The sequence below is a fragment of the Devosia epidermidihirudinis genome (assembly GCF_000971295.1).
Taxonomy (GTDB): Bacteria; Pseudomonadota; Alphaproteobacteria; order Rhizobiales; family Devosiaceae; genus Devosia; species Devosia epidermidihirudinis.
Map to the genome: position 1 here is coordinate 162,793 of NZ_LANJ01000045.1, position 17,006 is coordinate 179,798.

Genomic DNA, 17,006 nt, shown 5'->3' on the forward strand with positions numbered 1-17,006 from the left:
AAATGATTATTTGGCGACGCGCTCGAACCACTCGTCCTCGCTGATCACCTCAATACCCAGTTCCTCGGCCTTTTTGAGCTTGGAGCCCGCGCCCGGTCCGGCGACCAGAATATCGGTCTGCGCCGAAATCGAGCCCGCCACCTTCGCACCCAACCGTTCAGCCATAGCCTTGGCCTCAGATCTTGTCATTTTTTCGAGGGAGCCGGTGAACACCACCGTCTTTCCCGCCACGACGCTGTCGGCTGAAACCGTGACCACATAGGGCTTCGGGTGGACCTCGGCGAGCAGATCATCGAGCGCCTGAATGTTTCGGTCATTGGCAAAGAACGCCATGATCGAGGAGCGGACGGCGTCGCCAATGCCGTTGATCGAGGGGAAAACGGCGTGCTTGTCGCCCTCATGATGGGTGGCGGCAACGGCGGTGTCCCGGAAGGCTTCGATGGTCGAGAACGTCTTGGCCAGCAGCGCCCCGGTGGTTTCGCCGACGTGGCGAATGCCCAGCGCATAGATGAAGCGATCGAGCTCGGGCTCGCGCCGGTCATCAATGGCGTCGAACAACTTCTTGACCGAGGTGGCGCCGAAGCCGTCGGCATCCTTGAGCTTTTTGAGCGCGCGTTCGTCGCGGGCGCGCAGGGTGAAAATATCGGCGGGGCGCGCAATGCGGCCCTCGGCGTAAAACTGGCTGATCTGCTTTTCGCCCAGCCCATCGATGTCCATAGCGTCGCGGGCAACGAAGTGCCGAAGGTTTTCGACCGCCTGCGCCGGGCAGATCAACTCGCCAGTGCAACGGCGCACCGCGTCGAGCTTGCCGGTTTTCTCGTTGATCTCACGCACGGCTTCCGAGCCGCAGGCCGGGCAGATATGGGGGAACACGAAGCGCTCGCGCGTCTCATGCTTGCCATCGTCGACCACATTGACGATCTGGGGGATGACGTCCCCTGCCCGCTGCACGGTGACGGTGTCGCCAATGCGCAGGTCAACGCCATCGCGGATCGGCTCGCCATTATTGCCGAAGCCCCTGATATAGTCCTCATTGTGCAGCGTAGCGTTCTCGACCACGACGCCACCCACGGTGACAGGGGCAAGGCGGGCCACGGGCGTCAGCGCGCCCGTGCGGCCAACCTGGATGTCGATGCCGGTAAGGATAGTCGTCGCTTGCTCGGCTGGGAATTTGTGGGCAATGGCCCAGCGCGGCGCGCGGGCAACAAAGCCCCAGCGCTGCTGAAGATCGAGCCGGTCGAGCTTATAGACCACGCCATCAATGTCGTAGCCGAGCGTGGCACGCTGCGCCTCGATGGCGCGGTAATGCTTGAGCAGCTCCGCCGGATCATCGGTGCGGATCATCAGCGGATTGGTGACAAAACCCCATTCTTTGAACTTCTGCACCGCCTCATGCTGGCTGGGCGCGGGCGGTTCGCTGGCCTCGCCCCAGGCATAGGCGAAGAATTTCAGGTTCCTGCCGGCGGTGATCTTGGCGTCCTTCTGGCGCAGCGAGCCCGCGGCGGTATTGCGCGGATTGACGTAGTCCTGCCCGCCATAGGTGGCCGAACGTTCCTTCAGCGCCTTGAAATCGGCATGGGACATATAGACCTCGCCGCGAATTTCGATCACGGCCGGCCAGCCCGAGCCTTTGAGCTTTTGCGGGATATCGGCAATCGTGCGCAGATTAGCGGTGATATCCTCGCCTACCGATCCGTCGCCGCGCGTGGCCCCTTTGACGAACACGCCGTTCTCGTAGCGCAGCGAAGCCGAAAGGCCATCGATCTTGGGTTCGGCGGTGAATTCCAGCTTGAGATTGGGATCGCGCGCCAGATCCTTCTCGAAGAACTTGCGCCCGCGATTGACGAAATCGGTCACGTCCTCATCGGCAAAGGCATTGCCCAGACTGAGCATGGGAATGCCGTGGCGGACTTTTGCAAAGCCATCGGCCACCGGGGCACCCACCACGCTCGAGGGACCATCGGCCAGCACCAGCGCCGGGAAGCGCTCCTCGATGGCGAGGTTGCGGCGGCGCAGCGCGTCGTAGTCGGCGTCCGTTAGGTCCGGCGCGTCGTTCTGGTGATAGGCGATGTCGGCGGCTGCGATCAGCTCGGCGAGCCGGGCAAGCTCAAGGGCAGCCTCGTCAGCGGTGAGGGCATCGACGGGTTTGGTGGACAGCTCGGTCATCGGGATCACTCACGCGTGCGGTAGTTTTTTCGAGGGGATACCCCCTCCTAGCCTCCCCCTGATAGGGGGAGGAACAGATCGAGTATTGGGCACGATAGAGCCACACTCACCGTCAAGTCCCTCCCCCTTTTCAGGGGGAGGTTAGGTGGGGGTACTCTACCCCACTTCACTCAGCAATTTACTCGCCGCTGCGCGGGCTTCGTCGGTGATCGAGGCACCGGCCAGCATGCGGGCGACTTCTTCCTGACGGGCCCCAGTATCAAGCGGCTTTACATGGGTGCGCATGAAAGCGCCTTCCTTGACGGCCTGCTTCTCAATCAACAGGTGACGCTGTGCGCGGGCAGCGACCTGCGGGGCATGGGTAACGGCCAGCACCTGCACCTTGCCGGCCAGCCGCGCTAGGCGACGGCCAATGGCATCAGCCACGGCACCACCGACACCGGTGTCGATTTCGTCAAAGATCAGCACGGGCGCGGAACCACGGTCGGCCAGCACCACCTTGAGCGCCAGCAGGAACCGGCTGAGCTCACCGCCCGAGGCGACCTTGAGCAAGGGGCCAGCCGCCGTGCCGGGATTGGTCTGGACGTGAAAGGCAATCTGATCGAAGCCCGAGGCCGCGATGCGGGACTTGTCGACCTGATGATCAACGATGAACTTGGCCGAACCCAGCTTGAGATCGGGCAGCTCGGCACCAACGGCCTTGCTTAAGGCGCCAGCGGCTTTAGTCCGGCCAGCACTCAGCGTTTCGGCGGCTTTGCGATAGGCCTCCATGGCCTTGGCCTCAGCAGCTTCGAGCGCCACAAGACGGGTCTCTCCACCCTGCAGGGTTTCAAGGTCAGCACTGTATTTGGCGAGGACTTCGGACAGGCCATCGGGCGTCGTCTGGTGCTTGCGGGCCGCGGCGCGCAGGGCAAACAGGCGTTCTTCAACACCTTCCAGCTCGGATGGGTCATAGGCCATTTCGCGCTTGAGGTCTTCGAGGGCGTCGGAGGTGCGATCAAGCGCGGCAAGCGAACCGTCGAGCGTATCGACGATGGGCTGGAACAGTGTTGCGCCCCCATCGATCTTGCGCATCAGGCGACGCATCAGGCTGGCAATGGCCGGTGATGGGGCCGAGGGGCCGTTGAGAATATCGTCGATCTCGGTGACGTCAGAGGCCGAGCGTTCGATCTGCTGGAGCTGCTGGCGGCGCTCGGCAAGCTCAGTTTCTTCGCCGGGCTGTGGCTTGAGCTTGCCCAGCTCTTCCACCGTGTGGCGGGCATAGTCTTCGGCAGCGAGCGCTTCGGCAACCAGCGCCTTCTGGGCGGCAACGGCTTCCTGCGCGTCGGCAAGGTTCTGCCAGAGATCGCGCGTCTTGGAGACCGAGGCTTCGAGTTCCCCGAAGGCATCGAGCGCGGCGCGGTGGGTGACGACATCGACCAGTGCGCGATCATCGTGCTGACCGTGGATTTCCACGATCTGGCTGCCGACCTTTTGCAGCAGCGCGGCAGAGACAGGCTGATCATTGATGAAGGCGCGGGTGCGGCCATCGGCGAACTGCACGCGGCGCAGAATGACGTCTTCATCGTCGGGAATGGCATTGTCGCGCAGGGCGGCGCGCGCGGGGTGATCGGCAGCGAGCTGGAGCACGGCAACCACCTGCCCGCTCTCCTGCCCCGTGCGGACCAACGAGGCGTCGCCACGACCACCCAGGGCCAGCGTCAGGGCATCGAGAAGAATGGATTTACCGGCGCCGGTCTCACCCGTGAGAACCGTCATGCCGGCATCAAGCGCCAGATCGAGCTGGTCGATGAGGACGATATTGCGAACCGAAAGCGCGTTCAGCATGCGCGGGACTTCCCAAACTTCGAGCCGTGAGGCGCTGTCATTGCCTCAGCCTTATCATCACTGCGTCATTCCCGCGAAAGCGGGAATCCCCTTTCGCACAAGAAGGGAGATTCCCGCTTTCGCGGGAATGACGCCGCGTTTGGCTCACCGGCCTAAACAAACGAACCGGGGCGCATCTTAGCGCCCCGGAACAAACTAGCAACAAATTCTTGCGGCGCTTATTTGCGCAGCGAGGCCATCCAGCTACCGGTGTTGACAGCGGGAGCGAGGCCCTGCTTGCCGAGCAGCTCGAACGCCTGCTTGTACCAGGAGCTTGATGGGTAGTTGTGACCCAACACTGCGGCCGCTGTCGTCGCCTCGTTGATGAGGCCGAGCGACAGATAGCTTTCTGTCAGACGGTAGAGCGCTTCTTCGATGTGGGTCGACGTCTGCCAGGTTTCCACCACGACGCGGAAGCGGTTGATGGCGGCGGTGTACTGGCCCTGGCCGAGATAGTAACGGCCGACCGACATTTCCTTGCCCGCCAGCTGATCGAACGCGACCAGCAGCTTTTCCTTGGCATCCTTGGCGTAGTCAGACTTCGGATAGTTCGAAATCAGCAACGTGTAGGTGTCGATGGCATCACGCGACAATTGCTGATCGCGCGTGGTGTCCTTGATCTGGTTGAAGTAGGACGTGCCCTTCAAATAGAGCACATAAGGCACATCCTTGGAGTTGGCATAGAGCGCCATGTAGCGGTCTGCAGCCAGAATGGCGTCGTTGAACTTGCCCTGACGGTAGTTGGCAAACACCTGCATCAGCTTGCCCTTTTCGGTCAGCGGATCGCGTGGGTGCTGGCGCTCAAGCTGTTCCAGCGACTTGATGGCCGCCTGGAAATACTGGCGATCCATATCGTCCAGCGCCTTCTGATACAGGGTCGCAGCCGGAACGACTGGCGCTTCCTTGATCTTGGATGGGCCGAACATGGAGCAGCCAGCAAGAGCGACAGCCATGAAACCAACTGCGAGGAACCGAACGGTTCGGCTGGTGAATCCACCAAAAACATCAACTGTCACGAACTGCCCGTCCTTTAACGAATACCGCTGCAACGCGGGGTAGTTAGAAAATGGATCAAAACTGTGGCCGCACACGGCGCCCCAAAGGGTTAGCGCACGGCCCGCAGGTAGTGATTGACCGCCAAGCCCTCAGGCTGATCTTCGAACGCCTCGAACTCGAGCGGCAAGTCTTCAGCGCCCACTATCTCATAATTGGCTTCGCTCGAAAAGAGACCAGCCAAAACCTGAGCATTGAGCGCATGACCGCCCTTATACGAGCGGAAACGCCCCCAGATCGGCAGACCGCCCAGCGAAAGATCGCCAATCGCGTCGAGCAGTTTATGGCGCACGAACTCGTCTTCGTAGCGCAAACCGCCGGGATTAAGGACCTTGTCGTCTTCCAGCGTGATGGAATTGTCGAGGCTGGAGCCAAGCGCGTAACCGGCCTGACGCAGAATCTTGGCATCGCGCATGAAGCCAAAGGTACGGGCGCGCGACACGTCATCGTAGTAACGGCGCGGCGTCCAATCGAGAATCATCCGCTGGCGACCGATGACCTTGTTGTCGAAGTCGATCTCGAGATCGAGCGCGCGGCCGTTGTAAGGCTCAAGCGCGGCAAAGGCGTCGTTGTTGCGCACGGTCACGGCGCGCATGATCTTGAGGAACTTGCGTTCAGCCGGCTGAATGACGAGGCCGACCTGCAGGATAGCGTCGGCGAAGGGACGCGCGCTGCCATCCAGGATCGGGCATTCGGCGCCATCCAGCGTGATCAGAACATTGTCGACACCCATGCCCGAAAGCGCAGAGGTGACATGCTCGATGGTCGCGACGCTCAGGCTGTCGCCGAGATCGAGCGTGGTGCACAGCGTGGTGCGGGTGATGCGCGAGAAATGCACCTTCGCCGGTGGCGAGATGCGTCCATCACCAAGGTCGCGGCAAATCAGAAAACCGCTGTCTGGTGCTGCTGGACTGAGAGTGAGGGTTACCGGGAGGGCGCTATGGACGCCATAGCCAGAAAAACTGATCGCAGCGGCTAATGTGCGCTGACGTGTTGCTGTTTTATGCATGCAAGAAAGTACTCCGACCCCGGCCCCCGAAGCGGTCGCGGCAACCCATAGCGAAAAAAAACTCGGCGCGAAAGTCGCGCCGAGCAATCTGTCAGAAGTTCAATAAAGCCGGCTTAACCGTGCTTACGCAGGAAAGCCGGGATTTCCAGGCTGTCCTTGGTCGGTGCAGCAGCGGGCTGACGACCATGGTTATCGAGGTTGCCGCGAGCACCTTCAACAGGGTGCGAAGCGCGCGAAGCCCTTGGCCCGCCTGCTTCAATTGCACTGCGCGCAGCCGCATCGTCGGCTGGCGAATATGCCGCAGGCTCGCGCTCTGCTGCCGGCTGCTGGCCGAGGTTGAGACCAACATTGGAAGCAAGGCGCTTGAACAGTGCACGGGCATTGCGTGGCTCAGGATCGTGGCGATCCTGCACTTCCTGTGTCCGGCGCGCCACAACTGGTAGCTCCTCGGTGCGCGGCATGCGGCGCTGCGCGTCTGGGCGAGCGGCATGGGACGGCACATAGACGCTTGGCACTGGCTGCTCTTCGACCATGGTCGGTTCGTCAGCTTCATGCACGCTGTCAGCGGCTGGAATGTAGGGCTCTACAAACACGCCGTCGTCTTCGTGAGCATAGCTCGGGGTCGGCGTGTGAAAGGTGATGGCTTCGGCAACAGCGGTTTCCACCTGCTGCTCGATTTCCTGCGTGGCGGTGACCACGGCTGCACGCTCAATCGCCGCACGCGTCGGTTCAACCGGAACGTGACGGCGGACTTCTAAAGGGGTACGCGACGCATGTGGCTTTGCTGGCTCAAGAGCCTGCACCATCGTTGCATCGGTGCCGGTGGCAACCACGGAGACGCGGATCGTGCCGGTCAGGCTCGGATCATAGGTTGCGCCCAGGATGATGTTGCAATCGGGATCGACTTCTTCGCGAATACGGCTGGCCGCTTCATCGACTTCGTACAGGGTCAGATCTGGACCGCCGGTGATGGAGATCAGCAGGCCACGGGCACCCTGCATCGACACATCGTCGAGCAGTGGGTTGGCAATGGCAGCTTCGGCAGCGTGACGTGCACGGTCTTCGCCCGAGGCTTCACCGGTGCCCATCATCGCCTTGCCCATGCCGCGCATGACAGCGCGCACGTCGGCGAAGTCGAGGTTGATCAGGCCTTCTTTGACCATCAGGTCGGTGATGCAGGCAACGCCAGAGAACAGCACCTGATCGGCCATCGAGAAGGCGTCAGCAAAGGTGGTCTTCTCGTTGGCAACCCGGAACAGGTTCTGATTCGGGATAACGATCAGCGTATCGACATGGCGATGCAACTCATCGATACCATCGTCGGCCAGACGGGTACGGCGATTGCCTTCGAAATTGAATGGCTTGGTCACAACACCAACGGTCAGGATGCCCTGCTCGCGCGCAGCACGAGCCACGACGGGCGCTGCGCCAGTACCAGTGCCACCACCCATGCCGCAGGTGATGAACACCATGTGCGAACCGCTGAGGTGATCATTGATCTCGTCCCAGCTTTCCTCGGCCGCCGCACGACCAACTTCTGGGTGAGAGCCAGCACCAAGGCCTTCGGTAACCCCGACGCCGAGCTGGATAATGCGCTGTGCCTTGCTCAGGGCAAGCGCCTGCGCATCGGTGTTGGCAACAACGAAATCGACGCCATCAAGACCGGACTCGATCATGTTGTTAACGGCGTTGCCGCCACCACCGCCGACACCAAACACGGTGATGCGAGGCTTGAGCTCTTGGATGTCCGGAATCGTGAGGTTGATGGTCATGTGTGGCCTCGTAGTGGCGGTGTTGGTAAAGATTTACCCTCCCAAACGTTAACCGGCCCCTAACAATTGTCATTCGGACGTTAACGTGAACGCAATTTGCGACACCGTGGCGTTACGTATTGTCCCATTGTTAACCACACCCGCTGGGATCGTGGAATTGAGAGGGCCGGACGCAGTGAATATGTGGCCGTGTGACTCGGCGGCGGGACGATGCGGGGGTGAGGTTGAGGTGGAGTGGTAGGTCTTCGGTCAAACGCAGAGTCATCCCGGCGCAGGCCGGGATCCATGCTGAAGGCCATCAGCACCATTGAGTAGGATGAGGGAACACAGAATGAATTCCGGCCTGCGCCGGAATGACATTGTGGGGAGGAGGCCTCAGCAGCCCCCTAAAAGCTCGTCTTGAGCCAGTTGCCGACGCGGGCGAAGTAGCCGTCGGTGCCGGTGAGGCGGCGGCTGCCGCGGGGTTCGGCGTATTCCTGAGCACAGACCTGCGGGTAGATCAGCATGCCGGCGACGGTGGCAAAGGCTGCGCCCTTGGCCATTTCAGGCAGGCCGGCAATGCCCATAGGGCGGCCGTTGCGGACGTTGCGCGCGAGGGTGCGCCGGGCCACTTCTGGCAGGCCGGTCATTTCGCTGGCGCCGCCCGTCATCACAAAGCGGCGGCCGCAAACGTCCATCATGCCGGTTGCCTGCATGCGGTCGCGGATAGCGGTGAGGATTTCCTCGATGCGTGGGCGCATGATGCGGGTGAGCACCGAGCGAGCCACCTGCCCCGGCGCTTCGTCATGCGTGGCGCCGACAGGCTGGATCGGGATCATGTCGCGTTCGTCAGTCTGACCGGGCAGCACCGAACCATAGAAGGTCTTGAGGCGCTCGGCATCGGCGACACTGACCGAGAGCTGGCGGGCAATGTCCAGGGTCAGGTGATGACCGCCGATGGCGATGGCATCGGCGTAAACCAGATGGCCATCGTTGAAGACCGACACAGTGGTGGTCGCGCCGCCAAAGTCGATGCAGGCGACGCCCAGCTGGGCTTCGTCATCGACAAGCGTCGCAAGGCCCGAAGCATAAGGTGTAGCGATAAGCGCTTCGATCTGCAGATGGCAGCGATGCAGCACCAGCTCGAGGTTGCGCATGGCAAGAGTTTCGGAGCTGACCACGGCAACGTCGACGCCGAGCTTGTCGCCAACCATGCCCTTGGGGTCACGAATGCCCTTTTGCCCATCAATCGCGTAACCGATTGGTAGCGCATGGATGATCGAGCGCTCGGGACGAACCGAGCGTTCGTTGACGGCGCGCAGGACGCGGTGAATATCGGACTTTTCGACTTCCTGACCATCGAGCGACACGGCCGCTGAGAAGGTCTCCGAGCCCAAACGACCAGCGGTGACGTTGACGATGACGGATTCAAGCGTCAGCCCGGCGGCGCGCTCGGCCATGCCAACGACGGTGCGGATGGCGTGCTCGGCCTTTTCAATATCGGTGACGACGCCGCTTTTGACGCCGACCGATGGGCCATAGCCAAAGCCGATGACCTCGGCCTGATGGCTGCGTCCGCGCAGGGCCTTGCCTTCGGCGCGTGGGGTAAGGCGCGCGATCACACAGCAGATCTTGGTGGAACCGATATCGAGCACCGCAACCAGCGTGGTCTTGCCGGGCTGGACGGGGCGGAGCCGGGAAGTCATGGCATCGGTCATCATTCTGGATCGGCCGGTTGTGCTAGAGTTTGGGAGGGTAGATTGCGCGGCGGCATTGGATAAGGCTGGCCGGATTTGGCGCGCTCGATGATCGCCTTCTTGCGATCCTCCTCGGCCTTGGCCATTTCCGCTTCGGTTTTGGTCGGACGCACGGCAACCAGCCCATCGACGCGCAGATCGATGACGGTCACGTCGCGATCCAGCAGCTGATAATTGGACTGGTAGCTCATCAGGTGGCGCAGCGCCTGAGCGGTGCCCAGCTCGGGCAACTGCACGCGTAGGCCAGTGTCATAGATCATGTCCCAGCGGCGGTCAGCGATACGCGACAACGCCACAAGGCCATTCTTGAGATCAGGATATTGATCGAGCGCGCGGATCATTGGCAGCGCATCGTCATTGGCGCCATCACCCACCACCAATGGCAGATCGCCATAGGCGCCACGGTCTTCGCCGATCTGTTCGCCCGAGGCATCCACCACAAAGGTAATGCCATCAACGCGCCAGCGGGCGACCGGCACTTTTTCGACGAGATTGACGATCACGTCGCCGGGATAGGTCTTCCGCACATTAACGGAGGCGATAGCAGGCAGCGCAGCGATGCGCTGCCGGGCAGCCTCGACATCAAAGCTGACGGTAGAGGTGTGCGGCTCGATACCCAGCGCGTCAAAAATTTCCTGCTCGGAGGTGAGCGTCTGGCCGGTGATGGAGATTTCGCCGATGGCAAAGCCTGCATCGGCAAAGCGGCCCTGGGCGATATCGGCCAGCATGGTCGCGCCCACGGCAATCGGGTCGCGCACGATATAAAGGCCCGTCGCCACGGCAACCAGCACGAAGGCCATGACGCCGCGCACCATGCTCTTGCGATGGAGCACCCAGGCGCGGCCAAAATTGCCCGTGAGTTTGCGGCGTGATGAGGGGCGGACAGGTACAGGCATGGCGCGTGGATTGACCAGACGCGCCCCAGCGAGAAATGCCTCGCTTTTTACCTGTTGCAACTCGCGTCCTCCACCATCCAGGAGACCAATTCTTCGAACGAATGCCCGGCATGCTTAGCCTGCTCGGGCACCAGCGACGTCTCGGTCATGCCGGGTTGGGTGTTGATTTCCAGGCAGACCAATTCGCCGTCTTCGCCTGCCGCGTCGTTGTAGCGGAAGTCCGTCCGCGTCACGCCTCGGCAGCCAAAGGCCGCATGCGCGGCAAGACTTAGCTTTTGCACTTTGTCGTAAATTTTCGGTTTCAGCTGGGCCGGAATAATGTGGACCGAGCCGCCCTGAGCATACTTGGCTTCATAATTGTAGAAGCTGAGGTCGGTGACAATTTCGGTCACGCCAAGCGCCACGTCGCCCATCACGGCGCATGTCAGCTCGCGGCCCGGAATATAGCGTTCGACCATGACCTCTTCGCCCGAATTCCAGTCCTCACGCAGGATTTCCTGCGGTGGCTGATTGGCGCCCTGCCTGACGATATGGACGCCAAAGCTGGAGCCGTCGGCAATCGGCTTGATCACATAGGGCGTTGCCATGGCATGAGCCCGTGCCGCTTCGGCCCGGGGAACGATAACGTGATCGGTGACGGGGATGCCCGCAGCCTTGAGCACGATCTTGGCCTGATGCTTGTCCATGGCCATGGCCGACGCCAGAACGCCCGAATGGGTATAGGGCAGCTCGATCAGCTCCAGAAAACCCTGGATCATGCCGCTTTCGCCGAACGGGCCATGCAGCGCATTGAACGCCACGTCTGGCTTGAGCTCTGCAAGCACCCGAGCGATATCGCGACCGACATCAACCTCGGTGACCCGATAGCCCGCGCGACGCAGCGCGCCAGCGCATTCACCACCCGACTTCAGCGAAACCGGACGCTCATTGGACCATCCACCCATCAGAACGGCGACGTGTTTGGTCATGGGAAGGTCCGATCTACTGATAATGTGATGTTGTCAAAAACACGATTGCTGTCCTCGGGCCTGACCCGAGGACCATTACCCACACATGCCGCGCGGAGAGTGGCCCTCGGATCAAGTCCGAGGGCAGCGCCGGTTAATGGTGTGAGCGGCGTAGGCATTAGAAAGCTCACTTCACGTCTTGTTCGAGCAGCGCGCCCAGCTCGGCCGGCAGGGCTGCGGCCCATTGGGTGATGTTGCCGGCGCCCAGGCACACGACATAATCGCCATCGGCCGCCCTGCCCGCGATCAGCTCGGCCAGCTCTTCGGGCGTATCCAGCACGCGTGCATCGCGATGGCCACGCGCCCGGATGCGGTTGACCAGCTCTTCATTGGTGACGCCAGGGATCGGCTGCTCGCCTGCGGCATAGACCGGCGCGACGATGACCGTGTCAGCATCGTTGAAGCAGGCGGCGAATTCGTCGAACAGATCATGCAGGCGGCTGAAGCGGTGCGGCTGCACCACGGCAATCACGTCGCGTTTGGTGGAAGACCGCGCAGCCTTGAGCACGGCGGCGATTTCGACCGGGTGGTGGCCATAGTCGTCGATGACGGTGATGCCGCCGACAACGCCGGTCTTGGTGAAGCGGCGCTTGACCCCGGTGAAGCCCTTGAGCCCCTTACGGATCGCCTCGGCGGGCACATGCAACTGATCGGCCACGGCAATGGCAGCCGTCGCGTTGAGCGCATTATGAACGCCCGGCATCGGCAGCTGCAGACCGTCGATGCGCAGCTGAGTCTGACGGATACGGTCGCGGATTTCGACGGCGAAATGGCTGACGCCATCAATCGTCTCCAGATCGACCAGGCGCACATCGGCCTGCGGGTTGCGGCCATAGGTGATGACGCGGCGATCCTTGATCTCGCCGACCAGCGCCTGCACTTCAGGATGGTCGAGGCACATCACGGCGAAGCCATAGAAGGGCACATTCTCGACGAACTGGTGGAAGGCCTTCCGCACGCCCTCGAAGTCACCATAGTGATCGAGGTGTTCGGGATCGATATTGGTGACCACGGCCACGTCGGCGGGCAGCTTGACGAAGGTGCCGTCGCTCTCGTCGGCCTCAACCACCATCCACTCGCCGCCACCAAGGCGGGCATTGGTGCCATAGGCATTGATGATGCCGCCATTGATAACCGTCGGATCAAGATTGCCAGCATCGAGCAGGGTCGCGACCAATGTGGTCGTCGTGGTCTTGCCATGGGTGCCGCCAATGGCGATGGCGGTCTTGAAGCGCATAATCTCGGCGAGCATTTCGGCGCGACGTACCACAGGCAGCGCACGAGCGCGGGCCGCGACCAGCTCCGGATTGTCTTTCTTGATCGCCGAGGAAATGACCACAACTTCGGCTGCGCCGAGATTGTCGCCGCTCTGCCCGATGGCCACCTTGATGCCCATGTCGCGCAGGCGCTGCACATTGGGATTGGCCGAGGCATCCGACCCCTGCACGGTATAACCCTGATTGTGCAGGATTTCGGCAATGCCGCTCATACCTATGCCGCCGATCCCGATGAAGTGGACCGGGCCGATATTGCGGGGCATTTTCATGAGTTTTGTTCCATATTGTTCCTGACGCTCAGCATCTCTGCGAGGTCGGCAAGCTTTTCGACGGCGCGCGGCTGGCCCAGGGAGCGGGCGGCGGCGGCGGCCTTGGTCAGCGTGGCCGGATCGGCCAGCAGAGTGGTCAGGCGAGTGCCTAGCGATTGCGGCGACAGCGTGACCTGCTCGGCCACCCAGCCACCACCAGCGGCCTCCACAACCAGGGCGTTGTTCTTCTGATCGGCATCGAGCGCGCCGGGCAGCGGCACCAGAATGGATGGCCGGCCAATGACGCACAGCTCGGCAATGGTCGAGGCGCCGGAGCGCCCGATCACCAGATGGCAATTGGCAATGCGTTCGGGCAGGTCGCCAAAGAAGGTGGCCAACTCAACATTGACCTTAGCCTGACGATAGCTTTCGGCCACGCGGTCTAGGTCCTCGGAGCGGCACTGCTGCACGATCTGCAGGCGCTGGCGCAGCTCGACGGGAACGAGGCCGATGGCAGCCGGGACAATATCGGACAGCGCCTTGGCGCCTTGACTGCCACCGAACACCACGAGCCGGATCGGACCAGCGCTGTCGAGCGGCGGATAGGGTGTCGTCGAAACGGCGCGCACGCGATCGCGCACCGGATTGCCGGTGACGACCTTGTCCAGTGTCTGATTGTCGGCAAACTTGGTCTTGGGAAAGCTCATCGCCAGAACGCGAGCGAAGCGGGACAGCGCACGGTTGGCGCGCCCCATCACGGCGTTCTGCTCATGCAGAATGCCGGGAATGCCTTGCAGGTTCGCCGCGATAAAGGGCGGAAATGTCGGATAGCCGCCAAAGCCGATCACGCAATCAGGCTTGCTCCGGCGCAGCATGCCATAGGCCACGGCAATGCCACCTAGGATCTTGAACCCGCCCGAGAGAAACTTGATCGGATTGCTCAGCGACGGCGTCGCCGAGGGCACGATGTGGATTTCGCTGGCCGGAAAATCGGCGCCATAACTCTCGACACGATGGTCGGTCATCAGCTCGACCACGTGGCCGCGCCGACCCAGCTCCTGCGCCAAAGCCATGGCAGGGAAAAGGTGGCCGCCTGTGCCACCCGCCATAAGGATAAACTTCTTCATTCTGCGGGTGCCAACGGCGCAATCGCGCTCTTGTAGCTCGGGATGCCGGTGGCCATGCGTTCCTCAGGTTTGGTGCGGGTCAAGGCGAGCATCAACCCCATGCCGAATGCAATCGCGATCATGGACGTGCCGCCATAGCTGACGAAGGGCAGCGTCATGCCTTTGGGCGGAATGAGGTTGAGGTTCACTGCCAGGTTGATACCCGATTGCATGGCAAACTGGATAGCCAGCGTTGATGCGGCAAGACGCGCGAAGAGGCTCGTCTGGCGCTGCGCGCCCATCATGGCGCGAACCACGATAAAGCCGATCAGCGCCACCAGCACGATGCAGAACAGTATGCCGAACTCGCCAGCCGCCGCCGAGAACACATAGTCGGCATGCGCGTCGGGGATGAGCTTTTTGGCAATGGATTCACCGGGACCACGACCAAACCAGCCGCCTTCCTGCAGCGACTGCAGGGCACGGTCGATCTGGTAGGTGTTGCCGCCGCCATCGGGATTGAGGAACGTATCGATACGGCGCGACACGTGGGGGAAGAACATATAGGCGCCGAACAGCAGCACGCCCGCCGCACCCGCCAGCCCAAAAATGATGAACCAGGAAATGCCCGACAGGAACAGCAGCGACGCCCAGGTGGCGACGACCAGCGCTGTCTGGCCAATGTCGGGCTGCAGCAGCAGCGCACCAACAATGGCGAACATGATCAGCGTGGCGAAAATCTTGCCCGGCACGTTGCGATGGATCATCGACTCCGAGAACAGCCACGCCGCCAGCACGGCGAAGGCCGGCTTGACGAATTCGGATGGCTGAATGGACTGTCCGGCCAGCGTCACCCAGCGGCGCGCGCCCTTCACTTCCGTACCAAAACGCAGCGTAGCCCACAGCAGCAGCACGCTGACCACCAGCGTCACCAGCGCCGCGATGCGCGCGTGACGGTGGTTGAGCAGCGACGTGATGAGCAGAACCGGCAGCGCCAACAGGCAGAAAATGGCGTGGCGAATGATGAAAAACCATGGCGACAGGCCAATACGCTCGGCCACCGGCGGGCTGGCGGCAAAGCTCAGCACCATCCCGCAGGTCAGCAGCAGGATCAGCGCCCCCAGCAGTTCGCGATCGATGGACCACCACCATTCGGCAAGTGGCGTTTTTTCGGCGCGGGAAAACATCATGGCGCAGCCGGCGTGACCCGGCCTCCTACTCGATACAAATCGATTACAATTGTAGCCCGCCGATGGTTACTGATTTCCGAACCAGATTTGCGTTTTGCGAATTGGGGAGAGATGCCCATTTGCGAAAGCACCTGCCCTCCCCACCGTCATTGCCCGGCTTGTCCGGGCAATCCATTCTTGCGGTGGTGGGGGGTGGATCACCCGGACAAGCCGGGTGATGACGATGGGGGGAGTGTGGGGATTCGAACCGGGATTGGTTGAGGGGGAGCTGGCGAAAACGATCCCCCTGCCCACCGTTCGTCACCCTCGGGCTTGACCCGAGGGTGTTTCCACACACGCAAAGTAGAGAGCCCTCGTGTCAGGCCCGAGGGTGACGATCGGGGGTGTGGCGACCAGGGGGGGCGATCATCTGCCCCTCCCCGCCGTCATTGCCCGGCTTGTCCGGGCAATCCAGTCTTGCGGTGGTGAAAGGTGGATCACCCGGACGGGCTGGGTGATGACGGAGAGAACATCGGCCTCCACAAACAAAAACACCCTCAGGGCGGGCCCGAGGGTGTTGATTTGGTGTGCGCAGCTAACCCTAGCGCAGCTTGAGGCTGCTCAAACCGATCAGTGCCAGCACGAAGCTGATGATCCAGAAGCGGATCACGACCTGGCTTTCGGTCCAGCCGAGGTGCTCGAAGTGGTGGTGAATGGGGGCCATGCGGAAGACGCGCTTGCCGGTGAGGCGGAACGAGACGACTTGGACGATGACGGAGACAGTTTCGAGCACGAACAGACCACCGATGATGGCCAGCACGATTTCGTGCTTAGTGGCAACGGCGATGGAGCCGAGTGCGCCGCCGAGGGCCAGCGAGCCGGTGTCGCCCATGAAAATCTGGGCTGGTGGTGCGTTGAACCAGAGGAAACCAAGGCCCGCGCCGATCAGCGCACCGCAAACAACCGACAGCTCGGCCGTGCCGGGCACGTAGTTGAGCAGCAGGTAATCGGAGAAATTCACGCTGCCGACGAGATAGGCAATCAGCGCGAAACAGGCTGCGGCAACCATGACCGGCACGATGGCGAGACCATCGAGACCGTCGGTGAGGTTGACCGAGTTACCAGCAGCCACGACGACGAAGCCGCCGAACAGGATGTAGAAATAGCCCAGGTTCAGCGCGAGGTCTTTGACGAAGGGGAACAGCAACGAGGTGCCGTAGGCACCCTGCGCCAGTTGGGAAATTGCGAAGGCCGCGATGCCGCCGATCAGCGCTTCGAGCAGCAGGCGCTGCTTGGAGCCAAAGCCCTTGTGGCTCATGCGCTTGACCTTGAGATAGTCGTCGTAGAACCCGATGGCGCCAAAGCCGCAGGTGACGAACAAGACCACCCAGACATAGCCGTTGCTGAGGTTTGCCCAGAGGAGCGTTGAAATCACCGCGCCCGAGAGGATCATCAAGCCGCCCATGGTGGGCGTGCCCTTTTTGGTCAGCAGGTGTCCGGCGGGGCCATCTTCTCGGATTGGCTGGCCCTTGCCCTGCTTGAGGCGCAGCAGCGCGATCATACCGGGGCCAAACAGGAACACAAAGAAGAGGGCCGTGATCACCGCGCCAGCGGTGCGGAAAGTGATGTAGCGGAACACGTTGAACGCGGAGAGCGCGTCACCGAACTGGCCGAGAAAGTAGAGCATGTAGGGAGATTTCC

At 61.8% G+C, this 17,006-nt stretch carries 12 protein-coding genes; all 12 read right to left on the reverse strand.

Annotated elements, in window-relative coordinates; all coding sequences use genetic code 11:
- Nucleotides 1-6: 6 nt before the first annotated feature.
- On the reverse strand, nucleotides 7-2,157 hold the full coding sequence (ligA, locus tag WH87_RS16260; protein WP_046140646.1) for an NAD-dependent DNA ligase LigA: 2,151 nt from the start codon (nucleotides 2,155-2,157) through the stop codon (nucleotides 7-9).
- A 165-nt stretch (nucleotides 2,158-2,322) separates the two neighbouring features.
- Nucleotides 2,323-3,993 (reverse strand): DNA repair protein RecN, encoded by a 1,671-nt coding sequence (gene recN / locus WH87_RS16265; protein WP_046140505.1) that lies wholly within the window; start codon nucleotides 3,991-3,993, stop codon nucleotides 2,323-2,325.
- 218 nt (nucleotides 3,994-4,211) lie between these two features.
- On the reverse strand, nucleotides 4,212-5,048 hold the full coding sequence (locus WH87_RS16270; RefSeq protein WP_210165695.1) for an outer membrane protein assembly factor BamD: 837 nt from the start codon (nucleotides 5,046-5,048) through the stop codon (nucleotides 4,212-4,214).
- 89 nt (nucleotides 5,049-5,137) lie between these two features.
- Nucleotides 5,138-6,094, reverse strand: coding sequence for a UDP-3-O-acyl-N-acetylglucosamine deacetylase (gene lpxC, locus WH87_RS16275; RefSeq protein ID WP_046140503.1), 957 nt, complete (start codon nucleotides 6,092-6,094; stop codon nucleotides 5,138-5,140).
- Nucleotides 6,095-6,207: 113 nt separating this feature from the next.
- Nucleotides 6,208-7,866: a cell division protein FtsZ gene (gene ftsZ / locus WH87_RS16280; RefSeq protein WP_046140502.1), complete on the reverse strand. Its 1,659-nt coding sequence runs from the start codon at nucleotides 7,864-7,866 to the stop codon at nucleotides 6,208-6,210.
- A gap of 386 nt (nucleotides 7,867-8,252) precedes the next feature.
- Complete coding sequence (gene ftsA, locus WH87_RS16285; protein ID WP_245622451.1) at nucleotides 8,253-9,551, reverse strand: cell division protein FtsA; 1,299 nt, start codon at nucleotides 9,549-9,551, stop codon at nucleotides 8,253-8,255.
- Nucleotides 9,552-9,562: 11 nt separating this feature from the next.
- Nucleotides 9,563-10,558 (reverse strand): cell division protein FtsQ/DivIB, encoded by a 996-nt coding sequence (locus WH87_RS19130; RefSeq protein ID WP_052952333.1) that lies wholly within the window; start codon nucleotides 10,556-10,558, stop codon nucleotides 9,563-9,565.
- Nucleotides 10,546-11,466 (reverse strand): D-alanine--D-alanine ligase, encoded by a 921-nt coding sequence (locus WH87_RS16295; RefSeq protein WP_046140500.1) that lies wholly within the window; start codon nucleotides 11,464-11,466, stop codon nucleotides 10,546-10,548. Before WH87_RS16295 ends, WH87_RS19130 begins: the two co-directional genes overlap by 13 nt.
- A gap of 166 nt (nucleotides 11,467-11,632) precedes the next feature.
- Nucleotides 11,633-13,051, reverse strand: coding sequence for a UDP-N-acetylmuramate--L-alanine ligase (gene murC, locus WH87_RS16300; RefSeq protein WP_046140499.1), 1,419 nt, complete (start codon nucleotides 13,049-13,051; stop codon nucleotides 11,633-11,635).
- Nucleotides 13,048-14,157 (reverse strand): undecaprenyldiphospho-muramoylpentapeptide beta-N-acetylglucosaminyltransferase, encoded by a 1,110-nt coding sequence (gene murG / locus WH87_RS16305; RefSeq protein ID WP_046140498.1) that lies wholly within the window; start codon nucleotides 14,155-14,157, stop codon nucleotides 13,048-13,050. Before murG ends, murC begins: the two co-directional genes overlap by 4 nt.
- The gene (locus tag WH87_RS16310) at nucleotides 14,154-15,323 is read right to left on the reverse strand and encodes an FtsW/RodA/SpoVE family cell cycle protein (protein WP_046140644.1); all 1,170 of its coding nucleotides are present in this window, start codon (nucleotides 15,321-15,323) and stop codon (nucleotides 14,154-14,156) included. The genes murG and WH87_RS16310 overlap by 4 nt, the downstream gene beginning before the upstream one ends.
- Nucleotides 15,324-15,906: 583 nt before the next feature.
- Nucleotides 15,907-16,992 carry a phospho-N-acetylmuramoyl-pentapeptide-transferase gene (gene mraY / locus WH87_RS16315; protein ID WP_046140497.1) on the reverse strand — a complete coding sequence of 362 codons (1,086 nt, stop codon included), beginning with the start codon at nucleotides 16,990-16,992 and terminating at the stop codon, nucleotides 15,907-15,909.
- Nucleotides 16,993-17,006 lie beyond the last annotated feature (14 nt).